10 protein-coding genes are annotated in these 16,794 nt (G+C 34.1%); 2 read left to right on the top strand and 8 right to left on the bottom strand.

Going from position 1 to position 16,794, the window contains the following annotated elements; translation table 11 throughout:
- Positions 1-17: 17 nt before the first annotated feature.
- Positions 18-1,367, bottom strand: coding sequence for a sugar porter family MFS transporter (locus AACZ41_RS01565; protein ID WP_339626936.1), 1,350 nt, complete (start codon positions 1,365-1,367; stop codon positions 18-20).
- Positions 1,368-1,455: 88 nt separating this feature from the next.
- Here AACZ41_RS01565 and AACZ41_RS01560 point away from each other — a divergent pair, with 88 nt between their 5' ends.
- On the top strand, positions 1,456-2,166 hold the full coding sequence (locus AACZ41_RS01560; protein ID WP_339625815.1) for an SDR family oxidoreductase: 711 nt from the start codon (positions 1,456-1,458) through the stop codon (positions 2,164-2,166).
- A 2-nt stretch (positions 2,167-2,168) separates the two neighbouring features.
- Here the strand turns inward: AACZ41_RS01560 and AACZ41_RS01555 are convergent, their stop codons facing one another.
- From AACZ41_RS01555 to AACZ41_RS01540, 4 genes are all read right to left on the bottom strand, one after another.
- Positions 2,169-4,910: a PD-(D/E)XK nuclease family protein gene (locus AACZ41_RS01555; protein WP_339625813.1), complete on the bottom strand. Its 2,742-nt coding sequence runs from the start codon at positions 4,908-4,910 to the stop codon at positions 2,169-2,171.
- Positions 4,911-4,978: 68 nt separating this feature from the next.
- Positions 4,979-6,322, bottom strand: coding sequence for an OmpA family protein (locus AACZ41_RS01550; RefSeq protein ID WP_339625810.1), 1,344 nt, complete (start codon positions 6,320-6,322; stop codon positions 4,979-4,981).
- Between the two features lie 113 nt (positions 6,323-6,435).
- Entirely contained in the window at positions 6,436-7,629 is a 1,194-nt protein-coding gene (gene kbl, locus AACZ41_RS01545) for a glycine C-acetyltransferase (RefSeq protein ID WP_339625808.1), read from the bottom strand.
- A gap of 6 nt (positions 7,630-7,635) precedes the next feature.
- Positions 7,636-10,731: a UvrD-helicase domain-containing protein gene (locus AACZ41_RS01540; RefSeq protein WP_339625806.1), complete on the bottom strand. Its 3,096-nt coding sequence runs from the start codon at positions 10,729-10,731 to the stop codon at positions 7,636-7,638.
- A gap of 119 nt (positions 10,732-10,850) precedes the next feature.
- Between AACZ41_RS01540 and AACZ41_RS01535 the strand changes: the two genes are divergently transcribed.
- Positions 10,851-11,459 carry a superoxide dismutase gene (locus AACZ41_RS01535; protein ID WP_091621413.1) on the top strand — a complete coding sequence of 203 codons (609 nt, stop codon included), beginning with the start codon at positions 10,851-10,853 and terminating at the stop codon, positions 11,457-11,459.
- Positions 11,460-12,307: 848 nt separating this feature from the next.
- On the opposite strand, the gene AACZ41_RS01530 is transcribed toward AACZ41_RS01535, so the two are convergent.
- The 3 genes from AACZ41_RS01530 to AACZ41_RS01520 all read right to left on the bottom strand — a co-directional run bounded on the left by AACZ41_RS01530 (position 12,308) and on the right by AACZ41_RS01520 (position 16,780).
- On the bottom strand, positions 12,308-14,206 hold the full coding sequence (locus AACZ41_RS01530) for an amidophosphoribosyltransferase (protein ID WP_339625801.1): 1,899 nt from the start codon (positions 14,204-14,206) through the stop codon (positions 12,308-12,310).
- Between the two features lie 45 nt (positions 14,207-14,251).
- Positions 14,252-15,178 (bottom strand): PfkB family carbohydrate kinase, encoded by a 927-nt coding sequence (locus tag AACZ41_RS01525; RefSeq protein ID WP_339625799.1) that lies wholly within the window; start codon positions 15,176-15,178, stop codon positions 14,252-14,254.
- A 120-nt stretch (positions 15,179-15,298) separates the two neighbouring features.
- On the bottom strand, positions 15,299-16,780 hold the full coding sequence (locus AACZ41_RS01520; RefSeq protein WP_339625797.1) for a tetratricopeptide repeat protein: 1,482 nt from the start codon (positions 16,778-16,780) through the stop codon (positions 15,299-15,301).
- Positions 16,781-16,794 lie beyond the last annotated feature (14 nt).

Below are 16,794 nucleotides of genomic sequence, written 5' to 3'. Positions count from 1 at the left end.
GTTACGCGCTTCTTATTTCATCTATTAGTCAATTTCTTACTCAATTCCTCTAAAGACACACCTTTGGTTTCTGGCATCATAAAATGCACCCAAAAAAGTTGTAGAACCATCATAGCTGCAAAGAACAGGAATACGGTACCTGCGCCAATGGTGGAGAATAAAAAGGGTACAGCAGCCGGTATGGCTGCCGCCAAGATCCAGTGTACGGAGCAACCAAATGCTTGTCCGCTTCCACGCAAATGGTTTGGGAATACTTCAGAAATAAATACCCAAATAACACTTCCTTGTCCGATAGCATGGGCCGCTATAAATAGGAACAGGAAGATTGGTACAGCCATACCTTCCCACTCAAAGAAGAAAGCGCATGCAACAAGAGATAGCGAAACTATATAGCCTACAGAGCCAATATACATTAATTGTTTACGGCCTAATCGGTCAATTAAGTTAATGCCTAATAGCGTAAATAACATATTGGTAACGCCAATACCTACACTACTTAAAAGGGCAGTACTTTCTCCTAAACCTGCTTCTTCAAAAATACGTGGAGCATAATATAAGAATGCATTAATACCTGAGACTTGGTTGAAAAATGCAATAAGAAACGCTAGCATTAAAGGGAATCGATATTTTTTCATGAATATAGATTCACCAGTAACGTTGTTTTTATCGTCTTGTTGGATTACATCGACTACAGCATCCACATCTTGATCTGGGTCAATTAATCTCAATACCTTTTTAGCTTCATCAATTCTGCCCTGAGTTATCAACCATCTAGGACTTTTTGGTACGGTAAGTACGAACAAGGTATATATAACGGCAGGTATACCTTCTACACCAACCATCCACCGCCATGCGTTTTCCCCTAATCCGCTAAGCATATAATTAGATAGGAAGGCGATAAGAATACCGAATACTAAACTGAATTGATAGAAACCAACGAGTTTACCTCGTTTGTCCGCAGGTGAAATTTCAGAAATATATGCCGGAGCTGCAATGGTAGAAACACCAACACCGATACCACCAATAAATCTAAAAACAGCAAATGTAATAGGGTCATTGGCAAGTGCTGATCCGATGGCAGATACGCTGAATAAAATACCGATCCATATTAAGGTATTTTTTCGTCCGAATTTGTTGGTTGGAAAACCGGCAAACAAAGCACCCAAAACGGTACCCCATAAAGCACTTGAAATCACGACCCAACCATGAAATGAATCAGAACTCTGCCACAAGGCCTGTAGTTGTTTATCCGCTCCTGAAATTACAACGGTATCGAATCCAAATAAAAAGCCGGCAAGGGCTACGGTAATAGACCAAATGAGTATTTTGTTCATGTTGTTAAGGTTGTTTAAGTAACCGTTAAATATAACAAATTGAAACCGTTAAATCTTAATGTATATAGACAACAAAAAAATCAAAGATTTGGTAACTTGTGATAATTTTAAAAATTGAACGATGAAAGATTTGAAAAATAAAGTAGCCTATATTACAGGAGGCACTAAGGGTATTGGTTTTGCAGTAGCGCAAACATTGTTAAATCAGGGTATGAGAGTTGCCATTAGTGGCAGATCGCAAAAAAGTGTAGATCAGGCGCTAAAGGATTTTAATAATGATGCTGTTTTAGGAATTGTTTCCGATGTATCTAAAATGACAGATGAAAAGAATGCCGTTTCAAAAATTATGGAAAAATGGGGCCAATTAGATGTTGTTTTGGCAAATGCCGGTGTAGGTAATTTTGCACCGATTGATAAAATGACCGAGAACGAATGGCACCAAATGATAGATACCAACTTAAACGGTGTTTTTCACACGCTAAAAGCGTCTGTAGAAGCTTTAAAGAAAACAGAGGGTTATTACATTACGTTGGCTAGTTTGGCAGGTACAAATTTCTTTGCACAAGGAGCGGGTTACAATGCTTCTAAATTTGGGGTTGTGGGCTTTACACAAGCGGCGATGTTAGATTTAAGACAGTATGGAATTAAGGTATCTACCATTATGCCAGGTTCTGTGGCCACACATTTTAATCACAATGAACCAGATGAAAAAGACGCATGGAAAATTCAGCCAGAAGATATTGGTGAATTGGTACTAGACCTGTTACAAATGAACGAAAGAACATTACCAAGTAAGATAGAGGTGAGGCCTACTCGACCAGATAAAAAATAACTTTAAAGTTCTTTTTCGGTAAACGGAATGTCGGCATTACAGATTTCTGTAATCAGCTGACCAAGAATCTGTTCAAAATCAAAAACTACCTCATTGTCTATGATATGATTTTTGGTACCTCGTGCTGATTCTTTTTGAGCGAAAAGCAACGTACCTTCAGCAAAATTTTTCAACGAGATAATCCCGGCCTGAATAGATTGATTCTCTTTCGGATTGGTTTTAAAATACATTAATGCATAACAAAGCAGTTGAAAAGCTTTGCTAAATTGATATTCTTCGGTAAGAATGTTCCAATCCATAATTTCCACATTACGTCTTTCTACCTTCCCTGTTTTATAATCGATGATACGGGTTATGCCATCAAATTCGTCTACACGGTCCAGTTTACCTTTTAGAATGATAGGAAAATTCAATCCGTTTACTTGAAGCGGTACGGATAAGGATTGCTCCAAAGCAATTATTTTAATGCTATGGTCATTCAATGTAGATATTTCGGCATCAATAAAGGTTTGTATGTATTTAAGAATAACATGAAAAGAAATATAGTTTTTCCCATAGCTGATATTTCCCTCTTTATACGTCTTTTCAAAATTAAGCGATACTATTTGTGGTATTTTCTTTTTAATGCCATTTAAAAGCTCAACAGTAAGGTTTATTCCAACTAATGGAGTATAAAGTTCTTCTAAACTGTCATGTACGATGGTGCCAAAAGTATTAGGGGCAAGAGTTTCCTCAACTTGTAAAACATCGTTAATATTTAAAAGGTTTTGTTTGTAAAAATCTATTGGATTTCTAATGTAGTTGCTTAAGGAACTTGGTGAAAAACCTTTTTTAGCTTTTTCTTGAATTAATGACACTAAGCTTTTTGTCTTAGTAATTTTTTCATTTTCTCTAGTAACCGATTGTATTTGAGGGGTAGCGATATACTCTGTAATATCCGTTCTATTTTCATCGGTTAGCAGTTGTGTAATCAGCCTACTTTTTTCACCACCCTCTAAGGCATCAGGTTCAGTATTATATAAAATATATACGTTGTTGGCTCGCTGTAACAATCTGTAAAAATGATATGTGTAAACAGCGTCTTTTTCTTTATAAGTGGGTAGTCCGTTTTTGATTTTAAGGTCAAAGGGTATGAATGAATTATTAGATTTGCCGGAAGGTAAAACCCCTTCGTTCACTGAGGTTATAATAATAGTTTCAAAATCGAGCAATCTACTTTCTAACATTCCCATAATTTGAATCCCTTCTATTGGGTTACCTTGAAAGTCTAATGTTTCGGTACTTAGTAACTGCTTAAATAGATGCTTGAAACTTTTCAGATTATTGATATAAGAAAAAGTAGCGCATAAATCTTTAAGCTGATTAAATAGGGTATAAAATTTATAAAGCTGTTCTAGTAATAGTGTATTTTCTTTTACTATTTCTATAGTTCTGATAGATTGAACAAGCACTAGGAAGTTATCAATTAAGTTATTCGGATTTTTGCTGGTTTCCTTAAACAATAATGATATTGTTGCATTTGTTGGTATTAAATCTTCAATTTGAGAACTAGAGATATAAGACCAATTATTTATTTTTATTTTGGTTATTAATGCCTCGACAGACATCTCATTAGCCTCAAATAGTAGTACCGCATAAGAATTCGTGAGTAAGTTTAATAGGTTTTTGTAAAACCATCCTTTCTCTGTTTTTTGTTCATGAAAGTCTATGAGGTTAGTGAAAAAACTAGCTAATGGAGTCGATTCTAGTTTTTGTCCCATAGTAATATTGGTAGCCGAAATATTAGAAGGAATTGAATTTAATAAAGGATTTAATAATTCTTCATTGCCCAATATTATTGCTGAATTACTTAGGGATTCAGGATGATCATTTTGAATTTTGTAAAGTAAATCGCCTACAAAATTTACCTGTGATATATTCTTGGGCACACCTATAATTTCAATATGCTTTTCAGTATTATAGTGGGTGGTTAGTCCGTTAAGGGTTTTTCCTTTTAGAACTCTCCATGTATTTTGATATTTTCTTATAAAATAACCTGCATCGTGAATGTTATCTTGTAAGAAATAAGGGTCGATGTCCCAATAGATTTTGGCATCGGTCTTTTCTAGTATGGTTTGTATAAGAATACTTTCAGCAGTATTCAGAGCATTAAAACCAAGAAAAATATGTTTTTTATGGGTTGTCTTAAGGTAGTTCGTTAATTCCGATACCGATGTTTTATAAATAAGACCTTGATGACCTAGACCTTGTTTAATTAGGTTGCAATTGAATAGGTTATAAATTTCTTCTAAATACCTCCAGAAATGAAGGTAATTTTCAATCATTTCTGAATTTTCAGGATTCAAAGACCAATGATTGACTTCTTGTATTGCCTCTATATTTTTATAAAGGGTAGAGGCGTCAACTAAATATCTATCTACTTCATTAAAATCTTGCAAAAGTATCTGTCCCCATTTTAGAAATGAATCGAAAGATTCTTTTTCGTAATCACCAACATTTAAATAAGCATTATATAGCTCAAAAAGTTGGGTCGTCGTATTTGCGGTTACAAGGTTAGAGACCTTTTCAATAAAATCTTCAATACTGTAAATTTCAGGTGCAAGTACCGTTTTAGCAAGTGATTGGGATATTATTTTTTTAAGAAATACACCAGCCCGTTTACTGGGCAAAACAAAGATAATTTTACCTGTGTCCTGGTTATTTCTTAATACGTCTTTTACTACATCTTGTATAAAACTCTGCATAGTGTAAAAATATAAAAGCTCCGCAATATTGCGGAGCTTTTATTAAAACACTTAGGTTTGTTTTAAACTTATTTTACTAAGTTAATTTCTACCCTTCTGTTTTGAGTTCTACCAGCTCTTGTATTGTTTGTTGCGATAGGCTTAGACTCACCGTAACCAACTGCAGATAATCTGAATTCCTCAATTCCTTTGTCAACTAAGAATTCTTTTACAGAAAGAGCTCTTGACTCAGAAAGACTTTGATTTAATTTTTCGCTACCTACACTATCAGTATGACCTTCAACTGTAAATTTAGCGTTAGGATATTCTTTAAGAATAGTGATAATATCAACCATTACTGAAGTAGACTCAGCTTTGATAGAAGATTTACCAGTATCAAATAATATAGTTCTTGCATAATCGTTCAATTGTTTTTGAACTTCAGCAGTTACTTCAGGACAACCAGCGTTAGCTACTGTACCAGCAACATCTGGGCATTGATCATCTTTGTCAAGTACACCGTCACCATCTTTGTCAGCCCAAGGACAACCTTTGTTTTCAGCAGGACCAGCTTCAGAAGGACAAGCGTCATCTTTATCAGCAACACCATCGCCATCAGCATCAGGACAACCAGCTAAAGCAGGAAGACCAGCTTCGTTTGGACAAGCATCATCTTTATCGGCAACACCATCTCCATCAGCATCAGGACATCCGTTCATTTCTTTAGAACCAGCTTCGTTAGGACAAGCATCCTTACTATCTTCGATTCCATCGCCATCAGCATCAGGACAACCGTTGAAAGCTTCAAGACCAGCAACTTCTGGACAAGCATCATCTTTATCATAGATACCATCACCGTCAGTATCAGTACCACCAAATTTAACTGAAATACCAGCTAAGTGTTGGAAATGTTTTACACCATAATCTTCAAAAGCATGCTTATAAGTAGATTGTAATGTAAGACCAACGTTTTCTGAGAACCAAATGTTAAGTCCAAGACCACCATTTGCAGTTCCAGCTCCGATTTCGTCAACCCAAGTATAACCACCACCAATCTCAACGAAAGGATCAATTACAGTATTTCTTTTGATGAAATCATATTTTATTGTACCATCTATAGCGTAATGAGATAAATCATCAACGCTAACGTCACCTAATTTACTGATTTTGTTAAGAGAACCTCTTGCTCCTATAGAGAAGCCATCTCCTACACTTTTAGATACTGCTACGTAAGAAATGGAAGGTAAAATATTCCAGTGATCGTTCACATTGAAGAATTCATTACCGAAAGAACTTACATCCGAAGTTGGATATACGTCAATGGCATTAACCCCAAATTGCACTTGCCAAGGGTTATTCTCGTCTTGCGCTTGTATGTTGTTGATACCTACAACAAGTAGTACAACAACCAATAATTTGCTAAGATGTTTCATGTTCAAATTTTTAAGTTTAAGTGTTTATTAGGTGCAAATGTAACTTGTTAAATATTATTAACAAAATCAATTTCCTATTTTTTTTAACGCATTTAATAGATTAAAAAGCGCGTTTAAACGATTTTCAGTTCTTTGCCAACTTCTGTAAAGGCTTTAATAGCAGTATCTATATGTTCCTTTGAATGGGCCGCTGATAGTTGAACTCTTATTCGTGCTTTACCTTTTGGTACTACAGGATAGAAAAAACCAATAACATAAATGCCTCTTTCAAGTAATTTATTTGCCATTTCTTGTGATAATTTTGCGTCATAAAGCATTACAGGAACAATTGCAGAGGCTCCATCGACGATATCAAAACCTGCTTTTTTGATACCTTTTTTGAAGTATTCTGTATTTTTTTGAAGTTTATCACGTAGAGATGTATCGTTCTCTAGCATATCAAAAACCTTTATAGATGCGCCAACAATGGCTGGTGCCAAAGAGTTTGAAAATAGATATGGTCTAGAACGCTGTCTCAGTATAGTTATAATTTCTTTTTTACCCGTAGTGTAACCACCCATTGCACCGCCTAAAGCCTTACCTAAGGTACCGGTAATGATGTCTATTCTGCCCATAACATTTTTTTCTTCTAAGGTGCCTCTCCCTTTGTCACCGATAAAACCTGCCGCATGACATTCATCTATCATTACTAATGCATCGTATTTATCCGCCAAATCACATATTTTATCTAATGGGGCTACAATACCATCCATAGAGAATACACCGTCAGTTACGATGATTTTAAATCTAGATCCGTCTTCATTCGCTTTTTTAAGTTGCTCCTCAAGATCTTTCATATCGCTATTGGCATATCGATATCGTTTAGCTTTGCATAAGCGTACACCATCTATAATAGAAGCATGGTTCAGTGAGTCTGAAATTATTGCATCTTCAGCGGATAGTAATGGCTCAAAAACACCGGCATTTGCATCAAACGCTGCCGCATACAATATGGTGTCTTCTGTTTCGTAGAAATGCGCTATTTTTTTTTCGAGGGTTTTGTGAATATCCTGTGTGCCACAAATAAATCTTACTGAAGACATTCCAAAACCATGGGTGTCCATAGTATCTTTAGCGGCTTGTATAACATCTGGGTGAGATGAAAGCCCTAGGTAGTTATTCGCACAAAAGTTAATAACCTCTTGCCCTGAGTTAATCTTTATAACAGCATCTTGTGGTGAAACGATTATTCTTTCTTCCTTAAAAAGACCGTCATTTTTAATAGACTCAATTTCTTGCTGTAAGTGTTCTTTTATTTTTCCGTACATAATTACTTATATATATTCTAATTGTATTTCTGTATTAATATACACAATGATTTTGTGGTCAATTATATATTCCATATTTGAAAAACTCTCGGCATAGGTATTCAATTGATTGTGATATTTAGCATTTCGTTCACCTGTTTTATAATCAATTATGGTAGCGTGGTTGCCTTTAAGAACAACCCTATCTGGTCTTTGAATGGTTCCGTTATCCATTAATAAATCTCGTTCGTTCAATACTTCAAAACCAGTTTCGTAAAAATGATGTAAATCTTGATGATATATTACTCTTTTAACGATTGCTTTTATTTTTTCCTTTTCCTGGTCTTTGATGAATCCTTTTTGAATGGCCATTTGAAGCGCTCTTTCCAAATCAGCTGTTGTGTAAATAGCCCCTAAAATAGTATGAATTACATTACCTTGATTAACGGCCACATCTAAACCTTCATCCCATAAAATACCTCCCAAAGCTAGAATTTTGAAATCTGGTCGATCTTTATTGGTATATATATAAGGTATATTTTTTTGAATAGTGTTTGAGAAACGTTTTGTTTCAACACTTTTCAATTCACCAAACTCATACTCTAATTTGTCTTGTTCGTATAGTTCTTTACTCTTTAGAAAATGAATAAACAAGCCTGAATAATAGTTTGGGTTATAATCACCTTTTTTATCAAGATTATTTGAACTTATAATGAATAATGCGTTTACCGCTCGAGTAAGTACTACATATAAAAGATTAAAGGCGTCTAATTGTAATTTTTGATGATCAAGGTCGTATAGTAGTGATTCAAGTTCACCATATTCTTTTACTTCTTGTTTTTTATTTATGAGCACTTCTGAAAACCCAAGAAATTCTTCTTTATCTACCGGTAGCCAGAGCTTCGGGTCAATTTCTTCAAAAACATTGGAATTTGCATAAGGAAATATCACAACAGGAAATTCCAATCCTTTAGATTTATGAATAGTCATTATCTGCACAGAATCTAAATTCTCTGGGGTACTGATACTTGACGAATTCCCTTTTTTATCCCAATAGTCCAGAAAAGATTGTATATCTGAACCATATTTTTGCTCAACATCAAAAACCAAATCCATAAATGCAGAAAGATGTGCATCTGAGTTAGGAATGAGATTAAAGATTTTAATGGCATAAGCAAGACCGTCAAAAACTGAAGCCTGTCTCAATTTTGAGCAATCAAAGCCGTATTCTTCTAGTAAGTGGGTTTCGAGGTGGTTAAGATTTTCAAAAATATATGCATGCCTATCTTCTTTTTCTTCAGATAAATAATTAAGTATTTCAAATTGAATCTCTAGCTCAGTTGGCTGAACCATGTAGCGTATGAGGTGAACCAGAAAAATAGCTTTAGGACTCCCATTTAATAATAAAGAGTCTGGTGAAACTACGGGTATTTCATTTTGCATCAGAAAATTAGCTAATACCGAGCCGTGTTTCTTTTTTCTAACAATAATACAGATATCACTATAGGTATACCCTTGTGCTAGGCATTTGCTGATGGTGGCTAAGGTTTCTAAAGCATATTGTTCGGCATTGTCTTCTTCTAGTAAAGATAAGTTGACATACCCGCCATCTTTTTGATTTACTTCTTGTTGATTTCCAATTTTAAAAAACTCTTGATACAATGTATTTTCTAAAAACGGACTGATACTTTGAAAAAAGCTATTGTTAAAGTTGATGATTTCAGCATAACTTCTATAGTTTTTCGGTAGAGTGACAAGCTCTGACTCTATAGTGAACGGGTGCTTTTGTTGTGTTGCTAATTCAAGAAATTGTTCGGCCTTACCGCCACGCCATCTGTAAATAGCTTGTTTAGGGTCGCCTACCAGAAATAATGATCCTGTGTCACCAAGTTCATCTTCGCCTTCCATGGCATTTCCGATTAATGGAATAAGATTTTCCCATTGCATCTGTGAAGTATCTTGAAATTCATCTATAAAATAATGTCTGTATTTTTCACCTAGTCGTTCGTAAATAAATGGTGCTGGTTGATCTTTTATCTCCTTGGCTATTAGGGTGTTAAATTCAGATATGGATAACTGGTCTTTTTCTTCTTGAATTATTTTTAATTCCTTTTGAATGGCATTTAATAACGCAAAAGGAACAATGTTTCTATTGATATTGGAAAACAGGCCTCTTTTGTAAATCAGCTGTTTTATATTTTGGTATTTATTAAGTAATAGGGGAGAAAGTTCTAATGGCGGATTTTTTATAGTAGCTTTTAATATTTTACCCTCAATTAAGTTTTCTTCAAGTTTATTATTATAGAGCAATGTAGGGTTTAAATTACCATCTTTTATTTTTATAAAATGATTGGGTAAAGTCTCCCTAGGAAAGTCCTTGAACTCAACTCCGTAATCAATTATGATATCTAGTGAGGCAGTGGCGAGTTCAACAATTTTATTTTCTAATGTTTTTACCTGGCTCTTAAGGTGACTTTGTAGTTTCAAGAAATCTCCAAGTTCTACATTTTTTAAGTGGTTTAGATGCTCTGCGTTATTTTCGTCGAATATAAGTTTTCCTATTTTTAATAGGTCAAAGCCAATATCCCAACTTCTATCATCTTCAATTTTTTCAAGGGCAAAATCCAAAAGCACCTTAGTAAATCCAGGATCATCACCAGCTTTGCCGATTACTCTTTCAACCGCCTCTTGTAATAATAAATCAACATCTAATACGACTTCAAAATTTTGCGGAATTTTTAAGTCCTTCGCAAACGTTCTTATAAGTCTATGTGTAAATTTATCAATAGTAGAAATATCAAAAAATGCGTAGTTGTGTAATATTTGTTTTAATCTAAGTTTGCTTAAAGAAGGTAGGTCTTCAAAAGTAAACTGCGTCTCATTAATTAGGTCGTTAAATAAAGGAGAAGCTTCTTCTATAGATGTTGTTATTGAAAACTCGTATAGGCTATTTAAGATACGATGCTTCATTTCATTCACCGCTTTATTAGTAAATGTTATAGCTAAGATTTTTCTAAAATTTTGTGGAGAAGCTAGTATAATTTTTAAGTATACTTTGGCTAGGGCATAGGTTTTCCCTGATCCTGCAGAAGCATTATATATGGTAAATGATTTACTGGGCACCTATTTTTATTGCAAATTAAGGATTCCTGTACAGTTCTTAACAAATTATTAGATGAATATAAATGTTAAAATCCGTAACTTTGATAGACAATTAATATTAATCTAAAAATACATAAATTATGGCTTTTCAACTACCGAAATTGCCTTACGCATATGATGCTCTTGAGCCACATATAGATGCGAGGACAATGGAAATACATCATACAAAACATCATAACGGATATACTACCAAGTTAAATGCCGCTATAGAAGGTACTGATCTTGAAGGAAAATCAATTGAAGATATCTTAACTGGTTTAGATATGAATAATGCAGCTGTTAGAAATAATGGTGGTGGTTTTTATAACCACTCTTTATTCTGGACAATTTTATCACCAAACGGCGGAGGTAAGCCAAGTGGCGAATTGGCTACAGCTATTGATAGTGCCTTTGGTTCTTTTGATGCATTTAAAGATAAGTTTACTACAGCAGCAGGAACTAGATTTGGTTCTGGTTGGGCATGGTTATGCGTTCATAAAGGTGGTAAAGTAGAAGTATGTTCTACACCTAATCAAGATAACTCACTTATGCCTGGCGTAGGATGTGGTGGTCACCCAATTTTAGGTATAGATGTATGGGAACACGCTTACTACCTTCATTATCAAAATAGAAGACCTGATTATATTGAAGCATTTTTCAACATCATCAATTGGGATGAAGTTTCAAAACTTTATGCAAGTAACAAATAGTATTTAGAAGAAAAGTACCTTATGGGCTTTGTAAGAAACCACTTAAGAAATATTCTTAGGTGGTTTTTGGTTTAAAATAGAAAAGGGCGGAGAAGTCTCCACCCTTTTCGTCCCAAATCTTACCATAAACTTAACCTACTTATGCTATGGCACGACTAAATTACTGGTATTGAGTAAATAAAAAAAGAAATTTTAAGAAAAAAATAACTTTAATTTAATGAAAGTTGAATTTCAGTCAGTTGTTAAGATAGCTTATGTGTGGGTAGATAACCCGATTGGTATAAAATAAAAAGACGGAGCATGGCCCCGTCTTTTCCCCAAATCTTACCATGAACTTAACCTACTTATGCTATGGTCCTCCAAATATATATGTAGTTTAGGTTTTAGAGAAAGCTTTCCGTTCAACTCCCCGTACATTGGTTATAATACTATAATTGCTCTAAGTTTAAGTTTTTTCTAAATAAGGTGCAAAATAAAAAGACGGAGCATAGCCCCGCCTTTTTCCCCAAATCTTACCATGAACTTAACCTACTTATGCTATGGTTGTTCAAAAGTAAGGCTGTATATGATGAAGATAAAAGGTAATGGTTAAACTTCCTGTAATAACGTTTAAGAGCACAAATAATAGTAATTATTTGAAAGAGTACTGTTTTTAGGAAAAGGTGTTAAATAAAAAAGGTGGAGAAACCTCCACCTTTTTTGCCCCAAATCTTACCATGAACTTAACCTACTTATGCTATGGTAGCTTTAAAAGTAAAGCTGGTTAGTTCAATTCGACTATTCTATCGATAAAATACATTTTTTGACGATGAAATGCGCAAAATCTATGTATTTCATCGAAGATCTATTTAATATGCTCGTTCGTTATTTCCTTCATAAAAATTTATGAAAGCTCTATTAACAACCCTATTTCCTCCTGGGGTAGGGTAGTTTCCAGTAAAATACCAATCTCCTAAATTTTTAGGACAAGCTTTGTGTAAGCTCGAAATTGTCTGATAGATTATAGTTACTTCAGCATTAATACCGTCCGGACTCAATAGCTCTCCTATTTTCTTTGAAATCTGTTTCGCAGAAAATGGCGCATAGAAATCCTTTACATAATTCACTACATCTTTGTCCTTACTCTGTACCTGAGTCAAACATTTTTTATAAATCTCTTCTACAATATGCATTGAATTATGGTCTTCATGTAATGCTAAAGCTGCTTTGAACGCAATAAAGTCTTCTAATTTGGCCATATCAATACCATAACAATCTGGGTACCTGATTTGAGGCGCAGATGAAACAACGACTATCTTCTTTGGTGATAGTCTGTCCAATATTCTTAAAATACTTTTTTTAAGGGTCGTGCCTCTAACAATACTATCATCTATGATTACGAGATTGTCACCTTTATTTACAGAACCATATGATATGTCATAAACATGCGCAACTAAATCGTCTCTACTGCTGTCTTGTGTTATAAAGGTTCGTAGTTTGGCATCCTTAATGGCAACTTTTTCAATGCGTGGTCGAACCTCTAAAATTTCATGTAATTGCTCGCCGGTAATATTTGGTCCTAATTCTAGTATTTGTTCTTCTTTTTTCTTGTTCAAATAGTTTTGTGCCTCTTTTACCATTCCGTAAAAAGAAGTTTCTGCTGTATTCGGGATATATGAAAATACCGTATTCTTGATATCTTCATCGATAGCTTCTAGAATTTGAGGAAAAACTAATTTACCTAATGCTTTTCTCTCTTGATAAATTTCTTTGTCACTACCTCTAGAGAAATAGATGCGTTCAAATGAACATGCTTTTCGTTCTTTCGGCTCTAGAATTTGTTTAATAGAACTAGTTCCATTTTTCTTTATGATGATAGCCGCACCTGGATCAAGTTCTTTTACTTCCTCATAAGGCACGTTGAATACAGTTTGTATAGCTGGTCTTTCTGATGCAACTACGACAACCTCATCATCTTTATAATAATAAGCAGGTCTAATTCCACTTGGGTCGCGTAATACAAAGGCATCACCGTGACCTAACAAACCGGCCATAGCATAACCGCCGTCAAAATTCTTCGCTGCTCTTCGTAATATTTTATAAACCTTTAAACGTTCGGCAATGATAGGGGAAGCCTGTTGTTTTGTATAACCTTCTTTTTTTATTTGCTTGTATAGTTTGGCAACTGCATCATCTAAAAAATGACCGATTTTCTCCATCACAGTGACGGTATCAGCCATTTCTTTAGGATGCTGCCCTAACTGAATTAAATTGTCGAACAATTCATGTACGTTGGTCATGTTGAAGTTACCAGCAACAATAAGGTTACGGTGCATCCAATTGTTCTGCCTTATAAAGGGGTGAACACTTTCAATGCTGTTCTTGCCAAAAGTACCATACCGTACATGTCCTAAAAGTAATTCACCTATATAAGGAATATACTTTTTTTGCAATGCAACATCATCTTCGTATTCAGGATGTTCTTTTAACTCCTTATTAATGCGATCATTGATTTGGGCAAAAATATCCTGTATCGGTTGCTGTTGGCAAGAACGAACACGGCTCATGTATCGCTCGCCTGCTTTGACATCTAATTTAATGCTTGCGAAACCTGCACCATCTTGACCTCGATTGTGCTGTTTCTCCATCATTAAATACATTTTATTTACACCATAAAATGCTGTTCCATACTTTTCCTTGTAATACTCTAATGGCTTTAATAGCCGTATTACAGAAATACCACATTCATGCTTAATAGCGTCACTCATTACTTTTTGGTATTAAAAAAACCCCAATAATTTGGGGCTAGGGGTTTATTGTAATTCAATATCAAACTGGGTCAATCTTTTAAACTGATGCAGTCTTTCTGTAATTTCCTTATGATTTAATTGGAGCATTCTTTCCGTGCCGAATTTTTCAACACTGAACGAAGCTAAATTAGACCCATGTATAACAGCTTTCTTCATATTTTCAAAAGAACTATCCTCACTGGCAGCTAAATAGCCCGCAAATCCTCCTGCGAATGTGTCACCGGCTCCAGTAGGGTCAAAAACCTCCTCTAAAGGTAGTGCAGGGGCAAAAAAGATTTGGTCTTCATGAAATAATAAAGCTCCATGTTCTCCTTTTTTTATTACTACATATTTAGGGCCCATTGTAAATATTTTTTGGGCAGCTTTAACTAATGAGTACTCTCCAGTCAACTGTCTGGCTTCCTCATCATTAATGGTTAAAACATCTATTTGTTTAATAACCTCCATTAAATCATTTAAAGCATTGTCCATCCAAAAATTCATGGTGTCCAAAATGATAACTTTTGGTCGCTTTTTTAGTTGATTAATTACATCTAATTGAACAATTGGGTGAAGATTGCCCAACATGACAACATCGGCATCATTGTAACTTTCTGGAACTACAGGTTTGAAGTCTGCCAGTACGTTTAATTCTGTTGCTAAGGTGTCTCTGGTATTTAAATCATTATGATATAACCCTTTCCAGAAGAAAGTTTTACCTCCTTCTACAATTTCTAGGGCAGATATATCGATTTTTCTATCGGTCAATAAATCTAAATATTCTTGAGGAAAATCATCACCTACCACAGAGATAATGGCTGAATCTACATCAAATTGTGAAGCTGCCAAACCTATAAAGGTCGCTGCACCGCCCAATATCTTATCTGTTTTACCAAATGGTGTTTCAATGGCGTCAAAAGCTACAGTTCCAACTATTAAAAGTTTATCCATAAAAATGTAAAAATTTAAGCTGCAAATATACGGATTTGATAAAGGAAATAAACATCATATTGGCATATCTATTGTTGGCTTTTTCTGTATTGAATAAAAGGTTCTTTTATATATTCATTACTAGAAATTGTAATGTAAGGTTATAGGTTTTGTTCGTTTTAAGGTTTTTAAATTTTTCAGTTCTTGTTTTAAGTATGGGTTTTTTGGATTTGTTTTTAACCCTTCTTTAAGAACATTTTTTGCATTATCCCATAAGGTTTTTTTAGTTTTTATTGATTTTTTAATATCTAAACTTGGGTTTTTAGACAAATCAGTTAAATTTAGAATATTGACTATGTCAACCCCTTCTTCAATATAAAGCTTGGCTAGTTCTAATCTAGCATTTATATGTTTTGGGGACATCGCTAAAATCCTTTTGTAGTATTTTATTGCTTCTAAGGGTTGTTTGTTAGCTTTATATGCACCAGCTAATTTGTAATATAAATCTGTTGATACTGATCCAATTTTAATGCGTTCGATTAATGTGTTGATTAGTGCTTCTGGGTTAGATTGCCTACTGATAATTAAAGACTTTCTATCTAATAGATTTGTATTCTTAATATCTAAAGTATGGGCAATGTCTAGAAATTTTAGAGCATTTTCATAATCTCTTTTAATTTCATAGATCATTGCTATATCATTGAATAATTGTTTATAGCTTTTGATGTTTAAAAATCTAGCACTATTTTTAAAAAGTAAATTGGCATACAATAGCGCCTTATCAAGCTCTTTCGCTTTTAAAAATTGATCATATGCATTATATAAGGTTGATATTTTTTTACCGTTGCTATACTGATACGCTTTAGAGTAATGATTAGCACTAACTAGATAATCAGTGTCAAAATTCTTTTCTGCAATAAGAATTAGAGAGTCCACATACTTTTTATTGGCTTTATAAATTTCAAGGTTATTTTCATCGACATGTAAGCTTTGTTCTATTGCGTATGTTTCCCAACCATCTTTAAAAGCAGAATTTAGCAGATTTTGGTCTATATTATTGAGTGCTATTGCTGGTTCTAAATGTTTTTCGTCGCTTTTAAGATATAAGGTATAAGTATTCTTACTATAGCCCATTTTATTCATAAAATAACCAGTAAAGCTATTTGCTTCTAATTCTTTTTCCACTAGGTCTATTGTATTCCCATCACCATCATTGTTTACATGATGCCCAATAGCATGTAAAAAGTTCAATGCATTAAAATTAGAAGTAGTTTTATTAAAAATGAAAGAAGGTGGTTTATTTGGAATAGTTATGGCTTTATAGTCATTTCGATTACTTGCAATCATCCAAATGTATTCAAATAAGGGTTCTTCTGTAGTGACAAAAAAAATTTTCTGCTCAATTCCTAACGCTATTAAAAGGGAATCAAATTTAGATTGTAGGAGAGGGTTTGTAGGAGTTGTTTCAAATCCATTATATTTTGCTAGTATGTCATTTTTTATTGAGTCAGAAACCGACTTTTCTTGACCAATTAAATTGAAGGAAAACAAAAACAAAAATAGTGCACAGTAAAAAGGGTGTTTTGCACTATGAATAAGAAAACAATTTTTAAGTTTAATCATTGTCATAATTTAAC

This window comes from uncultured Maribacter sp., from assembly GCF_963974015.1.
Lineage (GTDB): Bacteria > Bacteroidota > Bacteroidia > Flavobacteriales > Flavobacteriaceae > Maribacter.
Note: the sequence above shows the minus strand (reverse complement) of the source record. Positions and strands in the feature narration are given on the sequence as shown.

Bases quoted from the DNA above. Each gene is read 5' to 3' on its own strand.
- AACZ41_RS01560 (WP_339625815.1), top strand. From the start codon at position 1,456: ATGAAAGATTTGAAAAATAAAGTAGCCTATATTACAGGAGGCACTAAG.
- AACZ41_RS01555 (WP_339625813.1), bottom strand. From the start codon at position 4,910: ATGCAGAGTTTTATACAAGATGTAGTAAAAGACGTATTAAGAAATAAC.
- AACZ41_RS01550 (WP_339625810.1), bottom strand. From the start codon at position 6,322: ATGAAACATCTTAGCAAATTATTGGTTGTTGTACTACTTGTTGTAGGT.
- kbl (WP_339625808.1), bottom strand. From the start codon at position 7,629: ATGTACGGAAAAATAAAAGAACACTTACAGCAAGAAATTGAGTCTATT.
- AACZ41_RS01535 (WP_091621413.1), top strand. From the start codon at position 10,851: ATGGCTTTTCAACTACCGAAATTGCCTTACGCATATGATGCTCTTGAG.
- AACZ41_RS01530 (WP_339625801.1), bottom strand. From the start codon at position 14,206: ATGAGTGACGCTATTAAGCATGAATGTGGTATTTCTGTAATACGGCTA.
- AACZ41_RS01525 (WP_339625799.1), bottom strand. From the start codon at position 15,178: ATGGATAAACTTTTAATAGTTGGAACTGTAGCTTTTGACGCCATTGAA.
- AACZ41_RS01520 (WP_339625797.1), bottom strand. From the start codon at position 16,780: ATGATTAAACTTAAAAATTGTTTTCTTATTCATAGTGCAAAACACCCT.